The sequence below is a fragment of the Mycolicibacterium sp. Y3 genome (genome assembly GCF_051188035.1).
Classification (GTDB): domain Bacteria; phylum Actinomycetota; class Actinomycetes; order Mycobacteriales; family Mycobacteriaceae; genus Mycobacterium; species Mycobacterium fluoranthenivorans.
The window spans coordinates 2,618,446-2,640,887 of sequence record NZ_JAVQLT010000001.1; the positions used below are offsets into that span (position 1 = coordinate 2,618,446).

Genomic DNA, 22,442 nt, shown 5'->3' on the forward strand with positions numbered 1-22,442 from the left:
AATGGCGCGGTGAACAGTGCCGCAAAATCTGCTCGTGCTCTGCTGGTGGTCCTAGCGGGGTGCATGCTGATGACCGGCTGCGTCAGCACAGTATCGGGCGTGGCGGTACGCGACCGTAGCGCGGCTCCCGCCGATGTGCCGCCGCTCAAGGACGCCCAACTCGCCAAGGTGCTGTTGACGGTCCGCGATATCAATGCGGTCATGGGGTCGACCGATATGGAGATCACCAGCGAGCTGGACCAGATGACCGACCATTCCCGCTCCATCTCCGACCCGGACTGCCTGGGTGCCATCTACGGCGCCGAGCAACCGGTCTATGACGGCAGTGGCTGGACGTCGGTGCGCGACCAGGTGGCGCGGGAACCCGAAGAGGACAACCAGCACTGGGTCGAGCAGACGGTGGTGCTGTATCCCAACGCGGACAAAGCCCAGCGCTTCTGGGAGAAATCCAAGTCGGCGTGGAAGAAATGCGGAGGGTCGGCGGTGTCGGTCGACGACGGCCAGTCGTCCTACACCTGGCAACTGGAGGATCTGGACGCCAAGGACCAGGTGATCACCCAGCGCACCACCCAAGAAGATGCCGGCGGCTGGGAGTGCGAGCACGCCATGTCCTACGTCTCCAATGTCACCCTCGAGGCGTGGGCGTGCTCGTACGGGATCAACGACGAGGCGGCGACCATCGTGGCCAAGATGGTGGACAACGCCAGCAAGAAGAAATAGCTCAACCCAGAGCCGTATCGGCTTCTCTGACGATGGCTTCGACATCGGTGCGCAGCCGATCGAGCTCAGCACGCTCCTCTTCGGTGTAGTCCCTGGCTTTGTCGTCCAGAACGCACACCGTGCCCACCACGTTGCCGTCCGGGTCGTGCACCGCGAGCCCGAGGTAGTTGACGAGGCCGAACTCGGTTTCGTCCTCGTTGCCGGCGAATACCTCGTCGGTGCGGGAATCTCGCACGAACACCGTCTCGTCGGTGTTGACCACCCGCTCGCAGTACAGCGGCACTCGATCCTCGTCGGTGCCGGCCTTCTGTCCCGCGGCACCCACCGTGTAGTGCCGGGTCGCCTCACCCGCGGTCGCCGCCACCACCATGGTGTCAGGTTCCGACCGCATGACCAGCACCGATTTGACCTTGAGTCGGTCGGCAAGGGCGGCAAGGTTTTCCGAGAGGGCTGCGAGCCCGCGAGTGGTGCCGGTGCGATTCGGTTCGGCTGCTGTCATGGGCGGATTGTGGGGGTTCGGAGCCGGCGCCGCAACGGTTTGGCGCATCTACCTGTTATTCCGATTCCATCCTGCTGAGTGCAACCCTGAGGACTTCGCCGGGCCGGTCGTAGCGTGTCGGCCGTGGCGAAAGAACTGCACCTCCTTGCCTTCGGTAACACGCGATCCGCGGGACCGTGGCGTCATCCGGCTGCCGACAACAGCACCGCCGGGGTGCGGCGGCGACTCATCCAGCACGCACAGACCGCCGAAGCGGGCACCTTCGACGCATTGTTCTTCGCCGACGGACTGAACTACGGGCCACCGGCCACCTGGGCGTACAAGACTCCGGAGGACTTCGAGCCACTGACGGCGACTGCCGCACTGTCCTTGGTCACCGAGCACATCGGCCTGGTCGTCACCGGATCAGCCACCCTGCAGCAGCCTTATCACCTTGCCCGCCAATTACTCTCACTCGATCATCTCAGCGGGGGTCGGGCCGGCTGGAACCTGGTCACCAGCTTCGCCCAGGCCGCCGCGGACAATTTCAGCGCGCACGGGGTGGTCGGCCACGACGAGCGTTACGCGATCGCCGAGGAAGCCCTCGAAGTGGTGCGCAAGCTCTGGGACGGTTGGGGTGAGGATACCGTCATCGAAGACCGCGCGGCGGGAGTCTTCCACGATGTCAGCAAGATCCGCCCTACCGAGCATCACGGCAGGTATTTCGACGTCAAAGGTCCGCTGGGTGCCTCGCGTTCGGCGCAGGGACAACCGGTCCTGTTCCAGGCCGGCTCCTCGCCCACCGGAAGGTCTTTCGCGTCGAAGCATGCCGAGGTCATCTTCACCAGTCACGGCAACAGGGCCCGCGCGCAGGAGTTCTACCGGCAGATCCACCAGGAGTCAGCCACTTTCGGGCGTACCCGGCCGCCGCTGATCACCCCGTCCTTCCGCTATGTCATCGGATCCACCGAGGACGAGGCGCGCCGGGCGCAGCAGGACGAGTACGAGTACTTCAGCCCCGAGTACCAGGCCGGCTGGTTGTTGGAGGTCGAAGTCGACGTCACCGGGGCGGACCTGGACGGACCCGTTCCCGCGTCGGCCTTCCCGGACTCCACCGAGACACATCAGACCGCGCTGGCGGGCTACCGTGCGCTGGCGGCCGAGAGTCCGACGGTGCGGGAGTTCCTGTACCGCACGGTCAACGGTTGGGGCGCGGGGGTGGTCGGCACACCGGAACGGATCGCCGACGAGATCGAGGAATGGTTCACCGAAGGCGCGGCCGACGGTTTCGTGCTGCGTGACTCCGGACTGCCCGGGCAGGCCGAGCTTTTCGTCGAACAGGTGGTGCCCGTGCTGCGCAAGCGCGGGTTGTTCCGGCACGAGTACGCGGGTACCACCCTGCGTTCGCATCTCGGGCTGGAAGCACCGGTTCGGTCATGACAGAACCCTTCGTCCTGGCCGGCTTCACCATGTCGACGGTGTCGCACGGCAATTTCGGCCTGTGGCGTCACCCCGAGGACCAGACCTCCCGCTATACCGACCTGCGGTACTGGGTGGAGCTGGCGCAACTGCTCGACAACGGCGGATTCGACGCCCTGTTCATCGCCGATGCCGTCGGCCAGTTGGATGTATTCGGCGGCAACGCGAATGCCGCGCTGAGCCGCGCGGTGCAGACCCCCGTCACCGATCCACTACTGGCGGTGTCGGCCATGGCCGCGGCCACCGAACATCTCGGCTTTGGTATCACGGTGTCGACCACCTACGAGAGCCCGTACCTGCTGGCCCGCAAGTTCAGCACGCTCGACCACCTCACCGGTGGCCGGATCGGCTGGAACATCGTCACCTCGCTGCTGGACAGCGCCGCACGCAACATCATCGGCCGGGACCGACAGATCCCGCACGACGAGCGCTACGCCATCGCCGGCGAATTCCTGGAGGTCACCTACAAACTGTGGGAGGGCTCATGGGAACCCGGAGCGGTGCTGCGGGACCGCGCACGCGGTGTCTACACCGATGCCGCCAAGGTGCACCCGATCCGGCACGAGGGCCCCTACTTCAGTGTGCCGGGTGCCCATCTGGTCGAGCCGTCCCCGCAGCGTACCCCGGTGCTGTTCCAGGCCGGGACATCGCCCGCCGGAAGGGAATTCGCCGCCCGTAACGCCGAACTGGTGTTTGCCAGCGATCCCCGGCCCGACGTGTTGCGGGCCAACATCGACGATATCCGTCGTCGTGCGGCGGGCTACGGCAGGCGGCCCGATGCCATCAAGTTCCTCACCTCGGTCGAGATCGTGGTGGATAGCACGGACGCGGCGGCCCAGGCGAAGGTCACCGACCTGTCCCGCTTTCACGACCTGGAAGCGGGCCTGGTACTGCTTTCGGCGCTGTCCGGTGTCGACTGGTCCGAGTATGGCGTGGACCGGCCGATCGAACAGTTCGATACCGATGCCAGCCGCTCCATTCTCGCTGCGGTGGCCGATCCCGATGCCCGCCAGCGCATCACGCTGCGGGATTACGTCGGCGGGCTGGGAGGTTTCGGTGGCGAGCTGTTCGTCGGATCGGGGCCGACCGTGGCCGACGCGCTCGAACAATACGCCGCACGCACCGGGGTCGACGGGTTCAACATCGTCTACCACGTCACCCCGGGTAGCTTCGCCGACGTCGCGGAGTACCTGATCCCCGAGCTGCGCCGGCGTGGACGTGCGCGTGAGGCGGGTGGTGCGGGCGAGGCAGTCACGTTGCGGCAGCGCATTTTCGGCACGGAATCCGCACTGTTGCCGACCGATCATCCGGGTACCGCGTTCCGGCGGCAAAAAATCCCGTCGATTTGATCACTGATGCCGCAGCGAATCCTGCGGCATCGTGACATCCACATCAACACTTCGTTAAATGACTGTGCGTCAACGGATTACGTGACGTTCAGGGTGGGAAGGCGGGCATCATGTCGATACCGACTCGTGTGGAGCTGGGCGGTCGCGCCCTGTCCTCCGCGGAAGGGCATGGTCTGGAACGGGACGCGCTGGGATTCTGGGGCGTCTTCGCGCAAGGGTTGGCCGCCGCCGCCCCCAGTGTCGCGGTTGCCTCGGTGCCGTTTTCGCTCTTCCTTGCCGCCGGCACCGGAGCGGCCTGGGCGGTGATCGTGGGGTTGGTGATCACCGCCCTCATCGCCGCCACCATCAGCTTCCAGGCCAAGCGCACCGTGTCGTCCGGCTCGCTGGGCACCTACACCGGCAACGGGCTGGGTCCCGGCTTCGCCTACGCGGCCGGTTTCAGCTTGCTGGTCGGCTACATCGGTTTCGCCACCACCGGCACCCTGGGTGGTGTGGTCTACCTGGACTCGTTCCTGGAGTCCATCGGATTGGGTTCGCAGGCAACGTGGTTCCGACTGCTGCTGGTCGTCGTCATCGTCGGCTTGGCCACCTACCTGCCGTTCCGCGGGGTCTCCATCGCCGCCAAGTACGAATTGGTCTTCGAACTCATCGCCATCGCGTCGATCCTGGTGATCATCGTCGCGGCCTATGTCGCCTACGGTTTCCGCATCGACTGGGAGCAGTGGAACCCGTCGCACCTGGGCAACAGCGCCACGTTCATCGCCGCGGTGTCCGCGGTCGGCTCCTACGCCGGGTTCGAGAGTGTCGCCTCGCTCGGTGCGGAAGCAAAAGATGCGCACCGCAGCATCGCGCGCTCGCTGCTGCGGGTGGTGCTGCTGCTCGGCGTGCTCTACATCGTCGCCACGTACCCGCAGATCCTGTTCTTCGGCTCCATCGACGGGGACAAGGCGATCCTGCCGCAGCTCGCTGATTCGACCGGGGTGTCCTGGGCCAATTACGTGGTCAGCGGCGCGGTGGCAGTCGCCTTCATCGTGTTCGTCACCGCGGTCACCACCGCCGCCGCGCGATCGTTGTTCACCTTCGCTCACGAAGGTGCGCTGCCGTCAGCGCTGACGAAGGTGCACGCCAAGTACAAGACGCCGTGGGTGGGTATCGCGTTCATCGGGTTGTTGGGCCTCATCTTCTCGACGGTGGCCACCGTCAGCTCGGCCGGTCGCGTGGTGTTCGAGGTGTACGGCGGGTACGTCGCCAACTGGGGCTTCCTGACCAGCTATCTGCTGGTCGTGATCGCCACGCCGATCTGGCTGTACAAGATCAAGGCACTGACCCCGCTGCGATTCGTCGTGTCCGCTGCTGCGACGCTGGCGCTCGGCTACGTCTTCTTCAGCAACTTCTACCCGGTGCCGGAGTTCCCGTTCAACATCCTGCCGCTGATCTTCGCGGGCATCCTGCTGGCCGGCCTGATCTGGTACTGGTACCTCAAGCGCACCAACCCCGACGTGGCGCGTCGCGTCGGCACCATCCAGACTCTGTCCGAGGAAGAGCAGCAGCGGTTGGTCGACGAGGGCATTCTCGATGTCCTGGATCCCCCTTCGTCCGGGAACAAGGAAACGGTGACGCCGTGACGCTCGTGCACGAACGCGCCGTCGGCAGATGGACCGCCGCACCCGTGACGGCCTTCGACCACCCACCGATCGCCGACTTCCTGGCCACCACCGCGGGTATCGCGGGGCGGAAGTTCGCCGCGGACTCGCGTGATATCGCCGAACAACTCGGGGGCGCCTTCCCCGGCGCGGCGATCGCGGTGCGCGACGAATCGCAACGGGTCCGCGGCTACGCCGTGCTGCACCAACCGCACGGGCTGCAACCAGAGATCCTGGCCGAGTTCGTCTTCGACCCCGCCACACCCGCATCGGTGATCGACGACGCCGTGGACGCCACCATCGCGCGGTTCACTCTAGAGTCGGCGACCATCCCGGGCGCCTTTCTGCGCAGCTTCATCGGCCCGGAGCAGCAGGTCGCAGTCGATGCCCTGATCCGCCACGGTGCCACGGAGGAAGGCCGGTTCATCCGAACGCGCAAGCCGCTCGACCAGGAGAATATCGACACGCTGCAGGCGCTGACGCTGCCCGGATTCACCTACTTGAGCTGGTCGGAGGTTATCGATCGTGGCCTGGAGGAACAGGTGCGCCGGCTCCAGTACGACACCTTCCTGGAGCATTTCGGCAACATGTCCAAAACGCCGGAGATCTTCGCGCAGCACATTCAGAGCCGTTCTTTCACACCGGATTTCAGCAATGCGGTGATCGACGCCGAGGGCTCAGTGGTGGGCTATGTGCTCGGCTCCACGTACAGCTACCTCACCTCGAGCGGGGTGGAGGAGCGGAGCGCGCACACCGACTACATCGGTGTGCGCCGGGACCACCGCAAGGCGGGGATCGGCGAGTTCCTACTGCGCAAAGTCTGGCTGGCGGCGCTGCGACGCGGTTTCACCATCGCGTCACTGGGCACCGACATCAACAACGCGAGCAGGGCGCATCTGCTCTACCAGCGGTTGGGTTATGTCGCCGTCGAGCGCCAATCCGCTTACCGTATCGATTCCGAAGGGTCCACCAGATGAGCTCCGCCGCAACATATCTGCAGACACCCACGGCAGATCTCGACGAACTGCAAGCTCAGTTCGCCCCGGCCTTCCAGAAGATCGCCGAGGCGAACCTGGAACGTGAACGCACGCGCACTTTCCCACACGAACAGGTACGGCTACTCAACGAGGCAGGCTTCGGCACGTTGCGGATTCCGTCGGCCCGTGGCGGTTTCGGGGCGTCGCTGCAGCAGGTGTTCCTGCTGTTGGCCGACCTCGGCGAGGCCGATGCCAACGTCGCGCACATCTGGCGTAACCACCTGGCATTCGTCGAAGACCGGCTGAACGCCCCGGTGTCGGATACCAATGACGTCTGGATCCAACGGTTGCGGGACGGCCAGTTCGTCGGCGGCGGCTGGACCGAGGCCAACAACGTCACGCTTGCCAACCTGGTCACCACGGTGTCCGTCGAGGACGACCACTACCTGGTGACGGGCGCGAAGTTCTATGCCACCGGCAGCCTCTACGCCGAATGGCTTGATGTCCTCGGCCGAGGCGACGACGGTGAGCTGCTGACCGCGCTGGTGCGGGCCGAGGATCCCGGTGTCACGCTGATCGACGACTGGGACGGGTTCGGTCAGCGCACCACGGCCAGCGGCACGGCTCGTTACGAGAAGGTGCGGGCCGAACGCGGCGATGTGTTCCCTGCCGCCCACCGGTTTGCCTACCAGGGTCACTTCTATCAGACGGCGATGTTGTCGGTGCTGACCGGAATCACCAGGGCGGCACTGCGGGACGGGTCGGCGGCGCTCACCGGCCGCAAGCGCAACTATCCGCAGGGGCTCGCCGAGGTGCCTTCGGACGACGCGCAACTGCTGGCGGTCATCGGTGAGGTGTCGGCCGACGCGTTCGCGGCCGAGTCCGCCCTGGCCCGGGCAGGGGCGGCGCTTGACCGTATCGACGCCACCGCCGAGGACGCCAAACGGCGCCTGATCGCTGCCGAGGTCGCGGTGACCCAGGCGCAGCTGGTGATCATCGCCGCCGCGCTGCGCGCCACCACGACGGTGTTCGACGCTCTCGGTGCGTCCGGGGTGTCCGAGCAGCGTGGGCTGGACCGCCATTGGCGCAATGCCCGCACCCTGGCCTCGCACAACCCGAGGGTCTACAAGGCGCGCATCCTGGGCGACTACCTGATCAACGGGAAGGACCCGGTGTCCAATCTCGCCGCGCTCGGGCGCGGGGGACAGGGCAACTAGCTCGGGTTCGCCGAGGATCCCGACCAGCCGACCCGCAGCACGGCCTTGCCGGGGACCTGCCGGTTCAACAGGGCCTGCGCCGCGTCGGCGATATTGTCCCAGGAGTCGCGTAGCCCGATCTGCGGATCGAGTTCGCCGTCGGCGAGCAGCTCCAACAGGTACCGCAGGTCCGCGTCGAACGGCGCGCGAACGGTGAAGGGCTCCAGCCGTTTCCGGTTCCCGAGCCGGCGGTGCGCTTCGAAGTCGATGGTGGTGGGTTCATTGGACGCCATCCCGATCGACTGCACCGAACCGCCGTCGGAGACCAGCGTGAAGGCCTGCGCCAGCAGCTCGCCGCCCACGTTGTCGAGCACGCCGAACACCGGTTCGGTCACCCCGTCCAGTCCGACGACCACCTCCGCGGCACCCAGTTCGGTCAGGCCCTCGCCCCGGGCCGGACTGCCGACGGCGGCGACCACGTGGGCGCCGGCTCTGGCCGCCAACTGGACGGCGAACCGCCCCACGCCGCCGGATGCCCCGGTGATGAGGACCCGACGTCCGACCACCGGACCGAGCGCCCGCACGGCCTGCAAAGCCGTCACTCCGGCGACCGGAAGGGCCGCGGCCTCCTCGAACTCCACGAACTCGGGCAGCTCGGCCAGATTCGCAGTGTCCACCGCGCGGCGCTCGGCCCAGCCGGCTTCGCCGCCGAAACCGACCACGCGGGCGCCGAGCTGGGGCCCGGTGCCGTCGGCGGCGGCTCGCACCACCTCGCCGGCACTGTCCCACCCCGGTACCTCGCCGGGCTTACGCATGTGGTCGATGAAGTGCAGTTCCCCGAAGTTCAGCGCAATGGCGTGCACCTGGATCACGGCCTGACTGTCACCCGGCGCGGGTTCGGCGGTCTCGTCGAAACGGACTTTGGCGGGGGCTTGCGGGTCGTAGACGATGGCGCGCATGCTGTCGCGCAACAACCACATCGACACCGCTATTCCCGACCGTCTCCTAGGGTGGCGGCTGTGAGCACGCACGACCGCAGCCGCTGGGACGCGGCATACGCCGACCGGGACCCTGCATCTGAACCCGGGCTGCCCGTGGTGTTCGCCGCGCACGAGTCGGCCTTCCCCGCCGCGGGGATTGCCTTGGACCTCGCGTGCGGCCAGGGTTCGGCCGCGGTCTGGCTCGCACGCCGCGGACTCGACGTGCTCGGTGTCGACGTCTCGGGTGTCGCGGTCGAACGGGCCCGTGCCCTCGCGAATACCGCAGGCGTGGCGGACAACTGCCGTTTCGAGGTCGCCGACCTCGATGACGGCCTGCCTCCCGGGCCACCCGTGGATGTCCTGCTGTGTCACCGCTTTCGGGATCCGCGGAGGTACCCGGCGATGAGCCAGCGGCTCAGACCCGGTGGGCTGCTGGCCATCTGTGTGCTCAGCGAGGTCGGTGGGTCACCGGGGCCGTTCCGGGCCGTCGCCGGTGAGCTGAGCGGCGCCTTCGCCGAGTTGGAGACCGTCGCGGCGGGGGAGGGCGACGGGCAGGCTTGGTTGCTCGCCCGTCGCCTCTGATCCGCGAGCCGCTGCCGCTAACCGGTGACCGCGATATTGGTGATATCGCCGCTGTTGCCCAGTGATTGCCAGGTCCAGTTGGTGACCCGATCGGATGTCGGCACCGACTTGACCCGCTCGATCAACGGGAACCAGGCGAGGTCGGCCGTGGCGATCTTGTTGGCTTGCTTCCAGTCCGCCGTTGGATCCTGTGCCGCGAACGCCCGCGACACCGCGGCGTTCAGTTCCGGGTTGTCGTAGGTCACCCCGTTCCACGTGCCACCGGGTGCGAACTCCGAATCCAGCCAACCGCCTAGCGTCATCCGGGCGCTGTTGCCCTGCCAGTCCGGGGTCCAGTTGGTGATCGCCAGGTCCCACTGATCCAGCTTCGACTTGTCCCCCAGGAAGGAGCTGAATGCGCCCCAGCCGTCGCCGGGGATCGGGGTCAGGCGGACATTGATCCCGGACCGGGCTGCGGCGGTCTGCACCGAGGTGGCGATCTTCTCGAACTCGGGGGTGTTGCGGTAGGCCACGTTCACCGTCAGGCCGGCCTGTCCGGCCTCGGCCAGCAGCGCCTTCGCCTTGTCCGGGTCACCCTTGTCCTCCGCTGTCGGATAGGGATTCTCGTTGTTGTAGCCGACGATGGTAGAGGTCAGGATCTCATTACTGGGGATTGCCGAATCCGGTCCGCCGAGGCCGCGCACCACGTCGGCGCGGTTCAGCGAATAGTTGAACGCCTGGCGCACGCGCAGATCCTTGAACGCCTTCTGCGCGGGGGTGTTCGGCTGGGCCGGGTTGTTCCAGCTGATGAAGATCGCTGACCCGCTTGCCGACTTGTGCAGGCGATCGGGATTGCTCTGCTTGTACTGTGACACGACATTGGCCGGGTAGGCGCGGACATACAGCCCGATATCGGCGGTGCCGGTCTGCAACTGCTGAGAGGCCGCGTCGGCGGAGGCCACGGTGGTATCGAACGCGATCTTGTCGGCATACGCCTTACGGGGATCGCCCTGTGCGTTGTACCCGGGCACCTTGGCCAGGGTCAGCTGCTTGCCCGGGTCGTAGGACTCGATGTAGTACGGCCCGCTGGAGGCGTAGTTCTTCCGGAACTCCAAGCTGTCGGCGAAGTACTTCGATACCACTTCCTCTGGCAGTGGGGTGACGAAGTTCAGCGTCAAGATATCGAGGATATCGCTGGCCGGTTGGGTGAGTGTGAGCTGTAACGTCCTGTCGTCCAGCGCCTTCAGCCCGCTGATGTCATGGGTGTCGATGAAGTTCTTGACCGCGTTGAGGTCCCCGGTCGGCACCTTCGCAAACTCGTCGGCGTATTCCTTGAAGCCCGCAAACAGCGCGTTGTAGTAGGTGATGGCACTCACCTGCGCGTTGGGATCAGGGAATCGCTTGACGGCGTAGACGAAATCCTTTGCGGTGATGGGCCGAGTACTGGCCCCGGAGAAGGCGATGTTGTCCCGCAGATGGAATGTGTACGTCTTGCGGTCCGGACTGATGTCCCAGCTCTCGGCCAGATCGGGCACGACCTTGGTATCCGCGCCGATGCTCCTCTTGTCGCCGGGATAGGTGACAAGCTGCCGGGTCAGGGCTCGGATGACCTGCCAGGACTCCGCCGAATAGGCGATCAGCGGGTCGAAGGCGTCGACATCGCCCACGGAGGCGACTTTCAAGGTGCCGCCGGTCAACTGGGCCGGATCGGTGACTGCCGCCGGCTCGTTGCTCTTCCCGCATGCCGTGACCAGCAGCAGGCCCGCCACTGCAAAGGCGGTGACGGCGCGTAGGGGGGATCTCACGTGGTGCTCCTTACTCATTTGCCGCTTCGGGCATGGGTGATGACGTCGATGACCGACGTCGAGACGACGAAGATGACGGCGCCGAGCAACGTGCAGCCGATAACCACCGGTGCGTCGCCGTTGTTGGCCGCGCTCACCGCGAGCCTGCCGACACCGTCCAGACCGAAGATCTGCTCGGTGATGATCGCGCCGCCCAGGATGGTGGCGAACTCGATGGCGCCCAGTGTCAGGATCGGATTGAGCGCGGCCGAAAGCGCGTGATCGAAGTACACGCCATGGGGGCCGACTCCTTTCGCGCGTGCGGTCCGGATGTAGTCCTTGTTGGCGACCTCCAGCACCGAGGCGCGCACCACCCGCTGGAACAGGCCGACCTCGGCGACCACGAGCGTCAGCCAGGGCAGCAGCAGATGACGCGCCCATTCGGTCGGGGAGGTGCTCAGGGCCACGTACCCGCCGCTGGGAAAGAACTTGATTCCGGCCAGCGAGAGTTGGTAGTACAGCACGAATAACAGGATGACGCCCGTCACGAACGTCGGCACGGAGAGGAACAGATACGAGATACCGGAGGTGACGGTGTCGAACAAGCCACCCGGCCTGCGTGCGGCGTACACCCCGAACAGTAGCGACAGCACAAACCACGCCACCAGTGCGCCCACCGCGAGGCTCACCGTGACGGGGATCTTCTCCAGGATCAGCCCGGTGACCGGACGCTGTTCGCGGTACGAATACCCAAGGCTGGGTGGCCAATTCAGCAGGCCGGTGGGGGTGCCCTTGATCTCCGGCCCGCGCACGACATAGTGCCACAGCTGGACGTACCAAGCGTCGTCGAGGTGCAGGCTCTTGGTGATCGCGTTCACGGTCTGCTCGGATGCGTTCTCCGGGGCCAGCATCCGGGCTGGATTCCGGTAGGCCACCCGGGTGAGTCCGAATGTGATGAGTACGACGACGAATACAGTAAGTACCATGCGGGACAGCCGGATTCCGACGAAACGGGTCATGCGCTCAGCCCGCCGATGCGGGGTCGAAGCGGTTGCGCAGCCGGGTGCTCAGCACGTTGAACCCGAACACCGTGACGAACAGGGCCGCGGCCGGGGCGATGAGCATGAGTGGCTGCGGTTGGTACAGCGCCGAGTCCTGTGCGTTGGCGATCATCGTGCCCCAGCTCGGGGTGGGTGCCTTGATGCCGACGCCGAGGTAGGACAGCGAGGCCTCGGCGATGATGTTGATCGGCAGTTGCACCGCCCAGTAGATGATCACCGTCGGCAGGATGTTCGGCAGGATCTCCCGCACGATCACCCTGGTGGGCGAGCTGCCTGCGCCGATCGCGGCCAGGACGAACGGTTTCGACCTGATCTCGATCACCGAATTGCGGACCAGGCGTGCGAAATACGTCCAGGAGAACAGCGCCACGATGCCGATCACCACGAAGATCGGGTCGATCAGATTCGTGCCCGCGGTGCCGCGGTTGAGCGTCACGACGCTCAGCGCGGTCACCAAGAACGGGAAGGCGAGCGCGATGTTCGTGAGTTCGGACAGCACCGCGTCGACCCGTCCTCCGAGGTAGCCGCCGGCCAGGCCCACCGCCACGCCGATGAGCATGGCGATGGTGGTGGCCGGAATGCCGATGCCCAGCGATACTCGCGCGCCGTAGAGGGTCCTGATGAACACATCACGGCCGCTGCCGTCGGCACCCAGCAGGAAGCCGTGTCCGCCGGTGATCGGCAACCCGGCGGCATCCAGTGTGTCGTCGGGGAACTGATCGTTGGGTCCGTGCCCGGTGAGGCCGGCGGCCACCGGGGCGAGCAGGGCCGCACCGACCACGATGCTGACGAGTAGTGTGCCCGCCACCAGTGCGGGATCAGCGAGGATGCTGGTCAGCCGGCCGCGGCGTGCGACGGCGGTACCGGTGGCCGGCCGCAGCAGCAGCTGGCTCATGAGGCCCGCACCTGTGCTCGTGGCACCGCGTCGAGCAGCGCCCGGGTGTAGGCAGACTGTGGTGCTCCGAACACCTCCGCCGTGGTGCCGCTCTCCTCGACCCCGTCGGGGCCCAGCACGATCACCCGGTGTGCCAGTGTGGACACCACCCCGAGGTCGTGGGTGATGAACAGGAAAGCGGTCCGCCGCTCGGCCACCAAGGTCTGGATGAGCGTGACGATCTCCGCTTGGGTGGTGACGTCGAGTGAGGACAGCGCCTCGTCGGCGACGATGAGTTGCGGAGACAAGACGAGTGCCCGGGCGATCGCTGCGCGCTGGCGCTGCCCACCGGACAGTTCTGCCGGGTGGCGGTCCAGCAGCGCGACAGGCAGCCGCGCCGCATCGGTCGCCTCGTGGACCTTCTGCCCAATCAGCGCGCGGTCGATGCGCTGTGCGCGCAGCGGTTCGGCCATGGACTGCCCCACCGTGCGGCGGGGGTTCAGGCTCGAGTAGGGGTCCTGGAACACCAGCTGCACCAACCGCCGGGTGGCCGCAGGCAGGGTAGGCACGCCGTCGTCGATGGCCGTCGGATAGGGGGTGCCGGCCAAGCGGATGTCGCCTGAGTCGGCGTGCTGCAGTCCGGCCACGATGCGCCCGACCGTCGACTTCCCTGATCCCGATTCACCGACCAGGCCCACGACCTCACCGGGGTGGACGGTGAAGTCCAGACTGTCGATGACGGTGCGGCGCGTGCGCCGTTTGCGGTCGCGGTAGGTCTTGCGCAGCCCGGCGACGCGGAGCAGAGGTTCGGTGTCCTCGGGCGGGGCGAGAACGGCGGGGGCGGCGATGTCGTGCAGTCGTGAGGCCGCCAGCAGCTCGCGGGTGTATTGCTGTTCCGGGGAGTTGTAGATGCGGTCGCGCGGCCCCGCCTCGACCACTTTCCCGTTGCGTACCACGGTGACGGTGTCGGCGATCTCGTGGACGACGCCGAGATCGTGGCTGACGAAGACGATGGCGGTGCCGTGCTCGCGCTGCAGGCGTTTCAACAGTCGGAGGATGCCGGCCTGCACGCTGACATCGAGCGCGGTGGTCGGTTCGTCAGCGACGATCAGCGCGGGATTGAGGGCGATGGCGATGGCGATCATGACCCGCTGGCGCATGCCGCCGGAGAACTCGGCGGGGTAGCTGCGGCAGGCGTGCTCCGGATCGGCGATGCCGACCTCGTCGAGCAGCTGGATGACGCGGTTGCGCCGCGCTTTTCGTGAGCCGTACCGATGTACCCGCAGCACCTCGTCGATCTGGGCCCCGATGGTCTTGAAGGGGTGCAGATTGCTCTGCGGGTCCTGGAACACAAAGCCGATGTCCCTGCCGAGGATCCGCCGTAACTCCCTGGGCCGCAATGCGAGCAGGTCATGGTCCTGGAAGCGGACGGACCCTGTCACCTCGGCGTTGGTGCCGAGCAGTCGGGTCGCCGCCAGCAACGAGATGCTCTTGCCCGAACCCGATTCGCCGACGATGGCAAGCGTCTGCCCGTCCTCGACCGAGAAACTGAACGAGGTGACGGCTTGCACCGCTCGCCATCCGCTGACGCGGCTTCCGGAATGCAGGGTGACGGCGAGCTCGTTGACCTCAAACAGCGCCATCGCTCGCCCAGATCATGCGAACATCATCGCCCAACGGTCAACGGCCACCGATGGTTTCGCTCAACCGGAAGTTATGAGCCGACTAGAAGTAGATCCCGGAGAACGGTGCTTCGGCGACGCGGAAGAGCTCGTCGGCAACCGCGAGGGCGGCCGCGTCGTTGACCCGGACCAGGCCGGCAAGAGCGAGATCGTGCCAGGAAGTCCCGCCCAGGAGCACGGCACCGACCGACGTGATACCAACCTCCAGTTGTGCTGTGGTGGTGCTGGGTTCGACACCTGCGGCGGCCGACACTGCGAATGTTCGCGAATTCGCGTCCAACAGGGGATCGGTCACGCCGATGGTCACCGTTCCCGTGCCGGTGTAGGTGCGGGAGCCCAACGCGGTCGCGGCGTCGACCACGCGAAGCCAGGTCTCATCCCGGGTCCCTGTCAGCCGCGCCGCCCGCCGGTCGCGCAACAACCACGGCAGCGGATCATCCAGCGCCAGCATGCCGAACGCCAGTTTGTCGACCAGATCGAGGTCCAGCAGGAACCTCAGCAGCCCGAGATAGGCCTCCTCGGTGGGGGCGAACAGATCGTCCACCACGACGGTGCGCTCACCGCTGACGAACCAGGCATCGGTACCGACGGGGTGATAACGCACGAAGCCGGTCTCCGCGCCGGGGGCGCCGTGTACGGCGACATAGCGGGCGCCGGGGGCGGCCTCGGCCCGTAGCCGCTGGCCCTGCCACCACACCGCCGAACGGTCGATCGTGCCCGGCCGCGGCGGGCGGTTGGCCGTGTAGATGCGCGGCAGGACATCCCAGACTTCGGCGGCGTCGAGCAGCCGGACCGGCCCGCCGGCCCCGATGCCGGGCCGCAATGCCGCACGCTGCGTGAGCAGTTCGACGGTGCCCGACGAGCTGGCGACCGCATAGCCGAACCGCTCGTAGATGGTGGCCTCCGAGGCGCGCAACGAGGCCACCACCTCGCCGCGGGCGGCGATATCGCGCAGTTGATGTTCCAGCAGCGCGGTGGCCACACCGCGGCGAGTATGCGACGGCAGGACGCCGACATGGGTCACCGCGGCGTGACCGACTCGGGCACCGCCGGGCAGCGTGAGCGTGCCGGCGGCCGAATCCGCCGTCGCCACCAGCGAGCCGTCGACGAAGGCACCGAGCGTGCGGCCCGGTTCGGCCAGCTTGCCGATGAGGTCGCGCTGCGCCGTATCCAGGGGAGCGAATCCGATCATGGCGGTGCGAAAGACATTGCCGGCCTGGATCAGTTCGTCGTCGGAGTCCAGGACCCGGATGTCGTGAATGCTCATGGGAATCGCCGACTCTGCCACGGATCCGCGCCGCAGCCAAGCCAAATACTCACCGGGACATCAAAGCCGATTCCCGGGCGAAGCGGATCTCGCCGTCGATGATCGTCGCCTCGGCCGACCCTTGGCCGGCTTCCACGATGGCGGCCAAGGTATCGGCCGCGGTCGATTCCTCGATGCCCACGACTGTGATGTCGGCGAGCTTCCCGGCGGTCAGGCTACCCAGCCGGTCATCCAGCCCCATCGCCGCGGCACCACCGGCGGTCACTGCGGCGAACAATCTGGAATGCAGGTCCGGTGCGGCGTACCCCTGGGCGCGGGCGATCCGGTACAGCGCCGAAACATCGGCGAGCACATCGAGCGATGGGCTCGATGACAGCGAATCGGTGCCGACGGCAATCAGATTGCCCTCCCGCAGGTAGGCGGCGACCGGTGCGGCGTCCAGCCCGAGCACGGCGTTGGAACGGGGGCAGAGCGCCACCACCGTGCCGGTACTGCGCAGCAGCGCACGGTCCTCGGCGTCGACATAGATGCCGTGCGCAATATGGGTGTGCCCGCCCAACACCCCGCGGGTGTCGGCGTAGGTCACGGCGCGTACCGCGGCGCCGCCGCGGCGCAAGAGCGCGAACTCGCCGTACCCCCAGTCCCGCCATTGTTCGGCGAGCGCTCCGGCACCCTGGAAGACGTACTCGTGCTCGGCCGCCGACTCGGCCAGGTGTACATGGCTGCGAAGCCCGAGTTCGCGGGCCAGCCGGCCCAGATCGTCGAGGACCCCGGTGTCCAGCGAGTACGGCGCGTGTGGCGAGAGGCCGATCGCGCCGGTGGCTTGCGCCAGCACGTCGAGGGCCTGCTGTCTGCCGCGCTCGGCCCAGTCGGCGTCATGCCAGGCCATCACCTCCCAGTAGGCGATCCCGTGCGCCCGGCCGTCGGCCAGCACGTTGAGGGCCTCGGCGTGCGTCACCACATCGCCGAGTGCGGTGGTGCCGTTGCTGATCGCCGCCGCCAGCCCGTCCTCGGCCGAGGCGCGCCAGCCATCGCGGCGGGAGTACTCGGCTTCGAACGCTTCAGACCACTCTTCGAAGCTGGCGTAGGTTCCTTGGCCCAGTGCTGCCATGTGGGTGTACTGCAGGTGGGTGTGGGCGTTCACCAACCCGGGTACCAGGGTGCCGGTCCACTCCACAACCTCACCGGCAGAGCGTAATTCATCGAGGGTGCCGACCGAGGAGATCTGTGCACCGGTGACCGCGACGGCACCGTGCCGGACGGCACGGTCACCGGTGAGCACCCATGGCGCGGTGTGGACGCGGGTGCCGGTCACCCGAACCACAGCCCGGGCATGTGTCCGGTCACCGACGCCGCCGTCGCGAGGACCGTCGCCGCCGCCCAGAACCCGAGGAGGATCAGATCCGGCGTCCCGTACCGCAACGTGCGCAACCAGGTACGCCGCTGGGACCCGAAGCCACGTAGATCGAGGGCGTCGGCCACATCCTCGGCGTCGACGAAGGCGCTGACCGTGACGGGCACGATGAGCGGGCGCAACCGGCTGATGCGGCGCAGCGGGTTACGGGTGTTCCCGGTCTCATATCCACGAAGCCGTTGCGCCGCAGTGGTTTCACGGAGGTTCGCTGCGAGAGTAGGGATGAAGCGGAAGGTCAGGTCGATCCCGTAGGCGAACCTCGACGGTACGCCCAGGCGGGCGAAGGCCACCGAGAGGTCGCCGGGACGGATCGCGAAGGACAGCGGGAAGCCGGTGGCCGCGATCGCCAGAAACCGCAACAGCATCGTCACCGTGTAGGACACGGTCGCCGTGGACACCGCCACCCCGATCCCAGGGATGGCGAACAGTTCGGTGGCCACGCCGGCGTACTGCTGAGCGCCGGCGATCACCCCGTTCAACCCGGCCAGCAGCAGCACAAAAACCCCGACGAACAACCAGTTGGCGCGCACGGCCGCGAACGGGATACCGGCCGACAAATAGTAGACCAGGGCCACCACCGCGGCGACGGCCATCAGCCGGACATCCTGCACTTGTGCGACCACCACGATGGTCAGTGCAGCCACCAGAATCAGCACCCGGGGATCGCGGCGGCCGAGGAAGGAGTCTCCTGCCAGGTACCGGAGGGTCTCCACTAGCGTCCGGCGCGGTTGGCCAACGGCTGCCAGGCCCGGTCCAACACAGGCACCAGGATCACCGAGACCAGCGCGGTGTTCAGAATTGCGGGCAGATATGCCGCGGTGAACCAGTACCACAGCGTGTTGCCCAGGAAGATGTCGGTGATGGTGAAGGCGAGTCCGACAACCACGGCGATCACCGCGATCACCGCGACCCGCAGCAGCTGTCGCGACTGCGACTGCGGTTCGGGGTAGTAGTGGGCGATCAGGCCCGCGATCAAGCCGACTAGGCCGTTGGCCAGGCTCCAGTTCCAGTAGGTCAGGAAGCCGAAGCCCTGGATTTGGTCGACGATCGCGTTGCCGACGAGTCCGGTGAAGAACCCGGCGACCGGCCCGAACCGGAGCCCGACGAACGGGATGATGGCCAGTGCCGGGCGGATCGCCACGTTGGCGGTGCCGGGAATGATGAAGCTGAACACCCCGAGGACGCCGTACAGCGCGGCGCCGACGGCGCCGAACACCACGGTGCGCGAGGTGACGGTCCAGGGTTTGGCCGCCGGTGCGGCGCTGTTTGCGGTCATGTCGATTCCTCCGTTATCTGGGTGCCGCGGTGCTGCGGCTGAGTTGGCGGGCGAGCTCGTGCGGCGGTGGAATCCGCTCTTCGAGCGGTGATATCGAGCGGACGGCGCGCACATAGGCGGTCTCACGCAGCACCGCGCGGCCGGTGCCCGGGTCCGGCTCTGCATGCCATAGCGTGGTGTCGTCGACTATCTGCCTGGGCGTACCGTCGGCGACCAGCCTGCCGTCGTCGACGACGATGACCCGGTCCGAGCGCCACAGCGCCAGGTCGATGTCGTGAGTGATGAAGTAGATGCTCTCGATGTCCGGTAGTGCCCAGATGGCGTCGAGGAAATGGGTTGCCGACCGTTCATCCTGGCCGGCAGTCGGTTCGTCGAGGATCAGCGTGCGTGGCCGCAGCGTCAGTGCCAAAGCAAGCGCCAGGCGGCGTTGCTCGCCGAAGGACAGTGTGCGCGGTGCGCGGCCACCGATGTCGCGCACGTGTGAAAGGCCTGCGGCAGCCAGGGCTTCCGCCGCCACCGTGCGGATCTCGGCGTCCTCGAATCCGAGGTTGCGGGGGCCGAACGCCAGCTCATCGTCGACGGTCCCGGCGAACAGGGCCTGGGCCGGGTTCTGGAACAGGTACCCGCACAGGGCGGTCAGTTCGATGGCGCGGTAGTCGGCGATCTCACGGCCGGCCAGTGTGACTCGGCCCTCGAGCACCTGTACCAGGCCGACGGCGGCGCGCAGCAGGGTGGACTTGCCCGCTCCGTTGCGGCCGAGCACCGCGATGTGCTGCCCGGCGAGCAGATCGGCGTCGATGCCGGACAGGATCGGCGCACTGCCGTAGCCGATGGCGGCGCCGTCGTAGCGCAGCAGTGAGGGGCCGGCCTCGACAGGTGTCGCGGGGCGTTGTGTGGGCAGGTCGGCAGCGCGTGCGATCAATGCGTCGAAGGGCAACTTCACCGTGCCAGGGTCGGCGGTTCGCAGGAATCCGGCCAGATCACCCGTATACGTGGTGATTCCGTTGTCCAGGTACAGCACTCGATCGGGCGTTATAGGCACCACATCGTCGACCCGATGCTCGATCACCACCGCTGCACCGCCGTTGTCGACATGACGGCGCAGCGCGCGCAGGACCTGGTCCGCGGCGTCGGGGTCCAGGTTGGCCAACGGCTCGTCTGCGATGATCAGTTTGGGCTGCAGCGCCAGTATCCCGGCGAACGCCACCAGTTGCAGCTGGCCGCCGGACAATTCGTGGGTGGCCGCATCGAGCAGCTCCGAATCGATCTGCAATGCGTCTGCGACTTCGTGGACGCGATCGAGGATCTGCGCGGCGGGCAGCCCACGGTTCTCCAGCCCGAACGCGATATCGGCGAGTACCGAATGCCCAACCACCTGCTTGGCTGGATTCTGCAGCAGAGTGCCGACGGTATCGGCGATATCGCGGATGGTCGAGCTGGTGGTGTCTGTGCCGTCAACCCGGATAGCACCAGTGACCTCGGCGCGATAGGCATGAGGGACAAGACCGTTGAGCGCTCGCATCACCGTGCTCTTGCCGCAGCCCGAGGGTCCGGCAAGCAGGATCAGCTCACCGGGGTGCACCGCCAGATTCACCCCGGCGATCGCCGGCTGGTTCGCTGTGCGGTACGTGACGGTAACGTCCCGCAGTGTGGCCAGGGCGCTCACGGATGTGCTCCCGGAGTGTCGATACGCATACCGAGGCTGTCGAGCTTGGCCCGTGCCACCCGGGCGTCTGCCGCGTCGGGCAGTGGGTGCACCCCGGCCGGCAGACCCGCCCCCGAGGTGGCCAGCAATTCGACGGCCAGCAGCTGCACACCGAAGGACAGGTCCATGATCTCGACCGGATTGCCCTCTCCGGCAGTGCAGTTGATGCAACCGCCGTCGTCGAGGATCAGGATCGAGTGGCCGTTGGGTAGTTCGAACGCCTCGACGCGGGCAGCCACGGTACGCCGGCGGGCACCGGCGGCGACAGTAGCGTCGATGGCGATCTCCTGATCGACGCCACCGGCGACGGCAACCGCCGCACCGTCGGGAAGTGCAAGCAGATGTTCGACGTCGACGGTGTGCGCCACCCCGGTCGCCGAGATCAGCAGATCAGCTGCGGCCGCGGCTTCGGTCAGCGGTGCGACGGCGAAGCCGGCGTGCAGGGCCTCCAGCGCCTTGACGGGGTCGAGCTCGGCCACCGTGACGGTCGCGCCCAGTGCGCTCACCGCACGCGCCACGCCGCGTCCCACGTAGCCGTAGCCGGCCACCGCCACCGTCTTGTCGGCCAGTGTGGTGCCGAGCAGGTCGGTAATGGTCAGAACGGTGGATTGGCCGGTGCCATAACCGTTGTCGAACAGGGTTTTGCAGCGGGCGTCATTCGCCGCGATCACCGGGATCCGGAGCAGGCCCGCACGTGCCATGGCGTGGAGCGGCCACAGCCCGCTGGTGGTCTCCTCCGACGCGCCGATGAGGGTGTCGAGCAGCTTGGGGCGTTCGGTATGGGCCAGCCGGATCAGATGCGATCCGTCGTCGACGAGGATGTCGAGGCCGCGGTCCAGAAACTCCAGTGCGAGTAGGTGATCGGTCTGCCGATCGGCACCGGCGTGCCCGAAGACCGGGATGCCGGCTTGGCGCAGCACCGCCGCGACGTCGTCACGGGTGCTGGTGCCGTCGCACACCACGGACACGTCCGCGCCCGCCGCGGCCAGGCTCAGCGCCAGGTTCGCGGTCTTGGGTTCCAGGACCAGCGACAACCCGATCCGGCGTCCCGATACCAGTGCGCTCGTGCACAATTCGGCTGCCAGCGCAGTAGTGACCGGCATGAATCGGCGTGCCCAGTCGATCTTGTCCCGGCCCGCAGTGGACAGCGCTGCTGTCATGGCTGCAACGCCTCGGCGAGCGCGGAGTCGGCGTGCTGCGCTCCGACGGTGGCCAACAGGACGGCGTAGCCGGCGCGAATCCCGGCGACGGTGTGGAGCAGGATATCCGGCTCCACGGGCGGCACGACGAACAGCGGTCGCGGCCCGTCGAACCGTCGCAGTGCCCGCGCGGACCCAGCGGCGGTGCCGAATTCCGGGTTGCCGACGACCACCAGGGGGCGCGGCCCCGGCGTCACGGCGTCCAGGGTCAACGGGCTATGGCCGACTCCGGTCGTCAGCACCACGTCGATATCGCCTGCTATGTAGCGTGATTCGCTGATGTACCGGGACGGCACCGCGTATCGGGACGCGATCTCCCACACCCCGATCGCGTCGGCCGCGGCGAGTGCGACCCGGCTCCCGAACCGGGTCAGCGCGGCGGTGAGTGCATCGGCCACCCGGCCGGAGCCGAGCACCAGGAAGCGGGTACTCGGTAGCAGCAGATTGGTCTCGCGCGCAAACGAGCTCAGTAACAGGTCCGCCCAGACGCGTGCCTCGTAGGCGGCGACCACCGGCGATGCCGCGAAGTCCCCAGGACGCACCACGGTGGTGCCAAGGGTCTCAGAATCCGGGCGAGCCAGCGTGGCCCATAGTGCGTTGATCGCCGCCGTGGTGATGGCGTCGACCGCGGGGTCGACGGTCAGGTCCGACCGGCGTGCGGCGGCGACACGGGCGGATACCCGTGTCGCGACAGATGTGGCGCTCGGGGCGCGGAGCAGGAGATCGGACAACCCTATCGTTGTACCGGGCGCCCTGCGGGCGCGACAATGCTTACATTCAGGCTGACTGCAAACGGG

20 protein-coding genes are annotated in these 22,442 nt (G+C 67.2%); 7 read left to right on the top strand and 13 right to left on the bottom strand.

Annotated elements, in window-relative coordinates; all coding sequences use genetic code 11:
• The first annotated feature begins 9 nt into the window (after positions 1-9).
• Positions 10-720 (top strand): sensor domain-containing protein, encoded by a 711-nt coding sequence (locus QN239_RS12750; protein ID WP_499010767.1) that lies wholly within the window; start codon positions 10-12, stop codon positions 718-720.
• Between the two features lies 1 nt (position 721).
• On the opposite strand, the gene QN239_RS12755 is transcribed toward QN239_RS12750, so the two are convergent.
• On the bottom strand, positions 722-1,219 hold the full coding sequence (locus tag QN239_RS12755; RefSeq protein WP_499010769.1) for a GAF domain-containing protein: 498 nt from the start codon (positions 1,217-1,219) through the stop codon (positions 722-724).
• A gap of 123 nt (positions 1,220-1,342) precedes the next feature.
• Here QN239_RS12755 and QN239_RS12760 point away from each other — a divergent pair, with 123 nt between their 5' ends.
• The 5 genes from QN239_RS12760 to QN239_RS12780 all read left to right on the top strand — a co-directional run bounded on the left by QN239_RS12760 (position 1,343) and on the right by QN239_RS12780 (position 7,863).
• Positions 1,343-2,638, top strand: coding sequence for an NtaA/DmoA family FMN-dependent monooxygenase (locus tag QN239_RS12760; protein WP_499010772.1), 1,296 nt, complete (start codon positions 1,343-1,345; stop codon positions 2,636-2,638).
• The gene (locus tag QN239_RS12765; protein ID WP_499010774.1) at positions 2,635-4,026 is read left to right on the top strand and encodes an NtaA/DmoA family FMN-dependent monooxygenase; all 1,392 of its coding nucleotides are present in this window, start codon (positions 2,635-2,637) and stop codon (positions 4,024-4,026) included. Before QN239_RS12760 ends, QN239_RS12765 begins: the two co-directional genes overlap by 4 nt.
• Before the next feature lie 107 nt (positions 4,027-4,133).
• Positions 4,134-5,651 carry an APC family permease gene (locus QN239_RS12770; RefSeq protein ID WP_499016725.1) on the top strand — a complete coding sequence of 506 codons (1,518 nt, stop codon included), beginning with the start codon at positions 4,134-4,136 and terminating at the stop codon, positions 5,649-5,651.
• Complete coding sequence (locus tag QN239_RS12775; RefSeq protein WP_499010777.1) at positions 5,648-6,646, top strand: GNAT family N-acetyltransferase; 999 nt, start codon at positions 5,648-5,650, stop codon at positions 6,644-6,646. The genes QN239_RS12770 and QN239_RS12775 overlap by 4 nt, the downstream gene beginning before the upstream one ends.
• Complete coding sequence (locus QN239_RS12780; protein WP_499010779.1) at positions 6,643-7,863, top strand: acyl-CoA dehydrogenase family protein; 1,221 nt, start codon at positions 6,643-6,645, stop codon at positions 7,861-7,863. Before QN239_RS12775 ends, QN239_RS12780 begins: the two co-directional genes overlap by 4 nt.
• Here the strand turns inward: QN239_RS12780 and QN239_RS12785 are convergent.
• Positions 7,860-8,801 carry a zinc-binding dehydrogenase gene (locus QN239_RS12785; RefSeq protein ID WP_499016727.1) on the bottom strand — a complete coding sequence of 314 codons (942 nt, stop codon included), beginning with the start codon at positions 8,799-8,801 and terminating at the stop codon, positions 7,860-7,862. The genes QN239_RS12780 and QN239_RS12785 overlap by 4 nt on opposite strands.
• Before the next feature lie 60 nt (positions 8,802-8,861).
• On the opposite strand from QN239_RS12785, the gene QN239_RS12790 reads away from it, so the two are divergent.
• Entirely contained in the window at positions 8,862-9,404 is a 543-nt protein-coding gene (locus QN239_RS12790) for a class I SAM-dependent methyltransferase (RefSeq protein WP_499010780.1), read from the top strand.
• A gap of 17 nt (positions 9,405-9,421) precedes the next feature.
• On the opposite strand, the gene QN239_RS12795 is transcribed toward QN239_RS12790, so the two are convergent.
• The 11 genes from QN239_RS12795 to QN239_RS12845 all read right to left on the bottom strand — a co-directional run bounded on the left by QN239_RS12795 (position 9,422) and on the right by QN239_RS12845 (position 22,376).
• Positions 9,422-11,188: an ABC transporter substrate-binding protein gene (locus QN239_RS12795; protein ID WP_499010782.1), complete on the bottom strand. Its 1,767-nt coding sequence runs from the start codon at positions 11,186-11,188 to the stop codon at positions 9,422-9,424.
• 14 nt (positions 11,189-11,202) lie between these two features.
• Positions 11,203-12,186: an ABC transporter permease gene (locus QN239_RS12800; protein WP_499010785.1), complete on the bottom strand. Its 984-nt coding sequence runs from the start codon at positions 12,184-12,186 to the stop codon at positions 11,203-11,205.
• 4 nt (positions 12,187-12,190) lie between these two features.
• Positions 12,191-13,123, bottom strand: coding sequence for an ABC transporter permease (locus tag QN239_RS12805; protein ID WP_499010786.1), 933 nt, complete (start codon positions 13,121-13,123; stop codon positions 12,191-12,193).
• Entirely contained in the window at positions 13,120-14,745 is a 1,626-nt protein-coding gene (locus tag QN239_RS12810) for a dipeptide ABC transporter ATP-binding protein (RefSeq protein ID WP_499010788.1), read from the bottom strand. The genes QN239_RS12805 and QN239_RS12810 overlap by 4 nt, the downstream gene beginning before the upstream one ends.
• Before the next feature lie 82 nt (positions 14,746-14,827).
• Positions 14,828-16,051 (bottom strand): GNAT family N-acetyltransferase, encoded by a 1,224-nt coding sequence (locus QN239_RS12815; RefSeq protein ID WP_499010791.1) that lies wholly within the window; start codon positions 16,049-16,051, stop codon positions 14,828-14,830.
• Positions 16,052-16,100: 49 nt separating this feature from the next.
• Positions 16,101-17,366 (bottom strand): amidohydrolase family protein, encoded by a 1,266-nt coding sequence (locus tag QN239_RS12820; RefSeq protein WP_499010792.1) that lies wholly within the window; start codon positions 17,364-17,366, stop codon positions 16,101-16,103.
• On the bottom strand, positions 17,363-18,178 hold the full coding sequence (locus QN239_RS12825) for an energy-coupling factor transporter transmembrane component T family protein (protein WP_499010795.1): 816 nt from the start codon (positions 18,176-18,178) through the stop codon (positions 17,363-17,365). The genes QN239_RS12820 and QN239_RS12825 overlap by 4 nt, the downstream gene beginning before the upstream one ends.
• The gene (locus QN239_RS12830) at positions 18,178-18,741 is read right to left on the bottom strand and encodes an ECF transporter S component (RefSeq protein ID WP_499010797.1); all 564 of its coding nucleotides are present in this window, start codon (positions 18,739-18,741) and stop codon (positions 18,178-18,180) included. Before QN239_RS12830 ends, QN239_RS12825 begins: the two co-directional genes overlap by 1 nt.
• Positions 18,742-18,754: 13 nt before the next feature.
• Positions 18,755-20,407: an ABC transporter ATP-binding protein gene (locus tag QN239_RS12835; RefSeq protein ID WP_499010798.1), complete on the bottom strand. Its 1,653-nt coding sequence runs from the start codon at positions 20,405-20,407 to the stop codon at positions 18,755-18,757.
• The gene (locus tag QN239_RS12840; RefSeq protein ID WP_499010799.1) at positions 20,404-21,606 is read right to left on the bottom strand and encodes an adenosylhomocysteinase; all 1,203 of its coding nucleotides are present in this window, start codon (positions 21,604-21,606) and stop codon (positions 20,404-20,406) included. The genes QN239_RS12835 and QN239_RS12840 overlap by 4 nt, the downstream gene beginning before the upstream one ends.
• Complete coding sequence (locus QN239_RS12845) at positions 21,603-22,376, bottom strand: hypothetical protein (protein WP_499010801.1); 774 nt, start codon at positions 22,374-22,376, stop codon at positions 21,603-21,605. The genes QN239_RS12840 and QN239_RS12845 overlap by 4 nt, the downstream gene beginning before the upstream one ends.
• Between the last annotated feature and the right edge of the window lie 66 nt (positions 22,377-22,442).

What these genes read in the sequence shown, in the direction of transcription:
- QN239_RS12755 (WP_499010769.1), bottom strand. Translation starts at nt 1,219, where the DNA reads ATGACAGCAGCCGAACCGAATCGCACCGGCACCACTCGCGGGCTCGCA.
- QN239_RS12765 (WP_499010774.1), top strand. Translation starts at nt 2,635, where the DNA reads ATGACAGAACCCTTCGTCCTGGCCGGCTTCACCATGTCGACGGTGTCG.
- QN239_RS12780 (WP_499010779.1), top strand. Translation starts at nt 6,643, where the DNA reads ATGAGCTCCGCCGCAACATATCTGCAGACACCCACGGCAGATCTCGAC.
- QN239_RS12785 (WP_499016727.1), bottom strand. Translation starts at nt 8,801, where the DNA reads ATGCGCGCCATCGTCTACGACCCGCAAGCCCCCGCCAAAGTCCGTTTC.
- QN239_RS12800 (WP_499010785.1), bottom strand. Translation starts at nt 12,186, where the DNA reads ATGACCCGTTTCGTCGGAATCCGGCTGTCCCGCATGGTACTTACTGTA.
- QN239_RS12805 (WP_499010786.1), bottom strand. Translation starts at nt 13,123, where the DNA reads ATGAGCCAGCTGCTGCTGCGGCCGGCCACCGGTACCGCCGTCGCACGC.
- QN239_RS12810 (WP_499010788.1), bottom strand. Translation starts at nt 14,745, where the DNA reads ATGGCGCTGTTTGAGGTCAACGAGCTCGCCGTCACCCTGCATTCCGGA.
- QN239_RS12815 (WP_499010791.1), bottom strand. Translation starts at nt 16,051, where the DNA reads ATGAGCATTCACGACATCCGGGTCCTGGACTCCGACGACGAACTGATC.
- QN239_RS12830 (WP_499010797.1), bottom strand. Translation starts at nt 18,741, where the DNA reads ATGACCGCAAACAGCGCCGCACCGGCGGCCAAACCCTGGACCGTCACC.
- QN239_RS12840 (WP_499010799.1), bottom strand. Translation starts at nt 21,606, where the DNA reads ATGACAGCAGCGCTGTCCACTGCGGGCCGGGACAAGATCGACTGGGCA.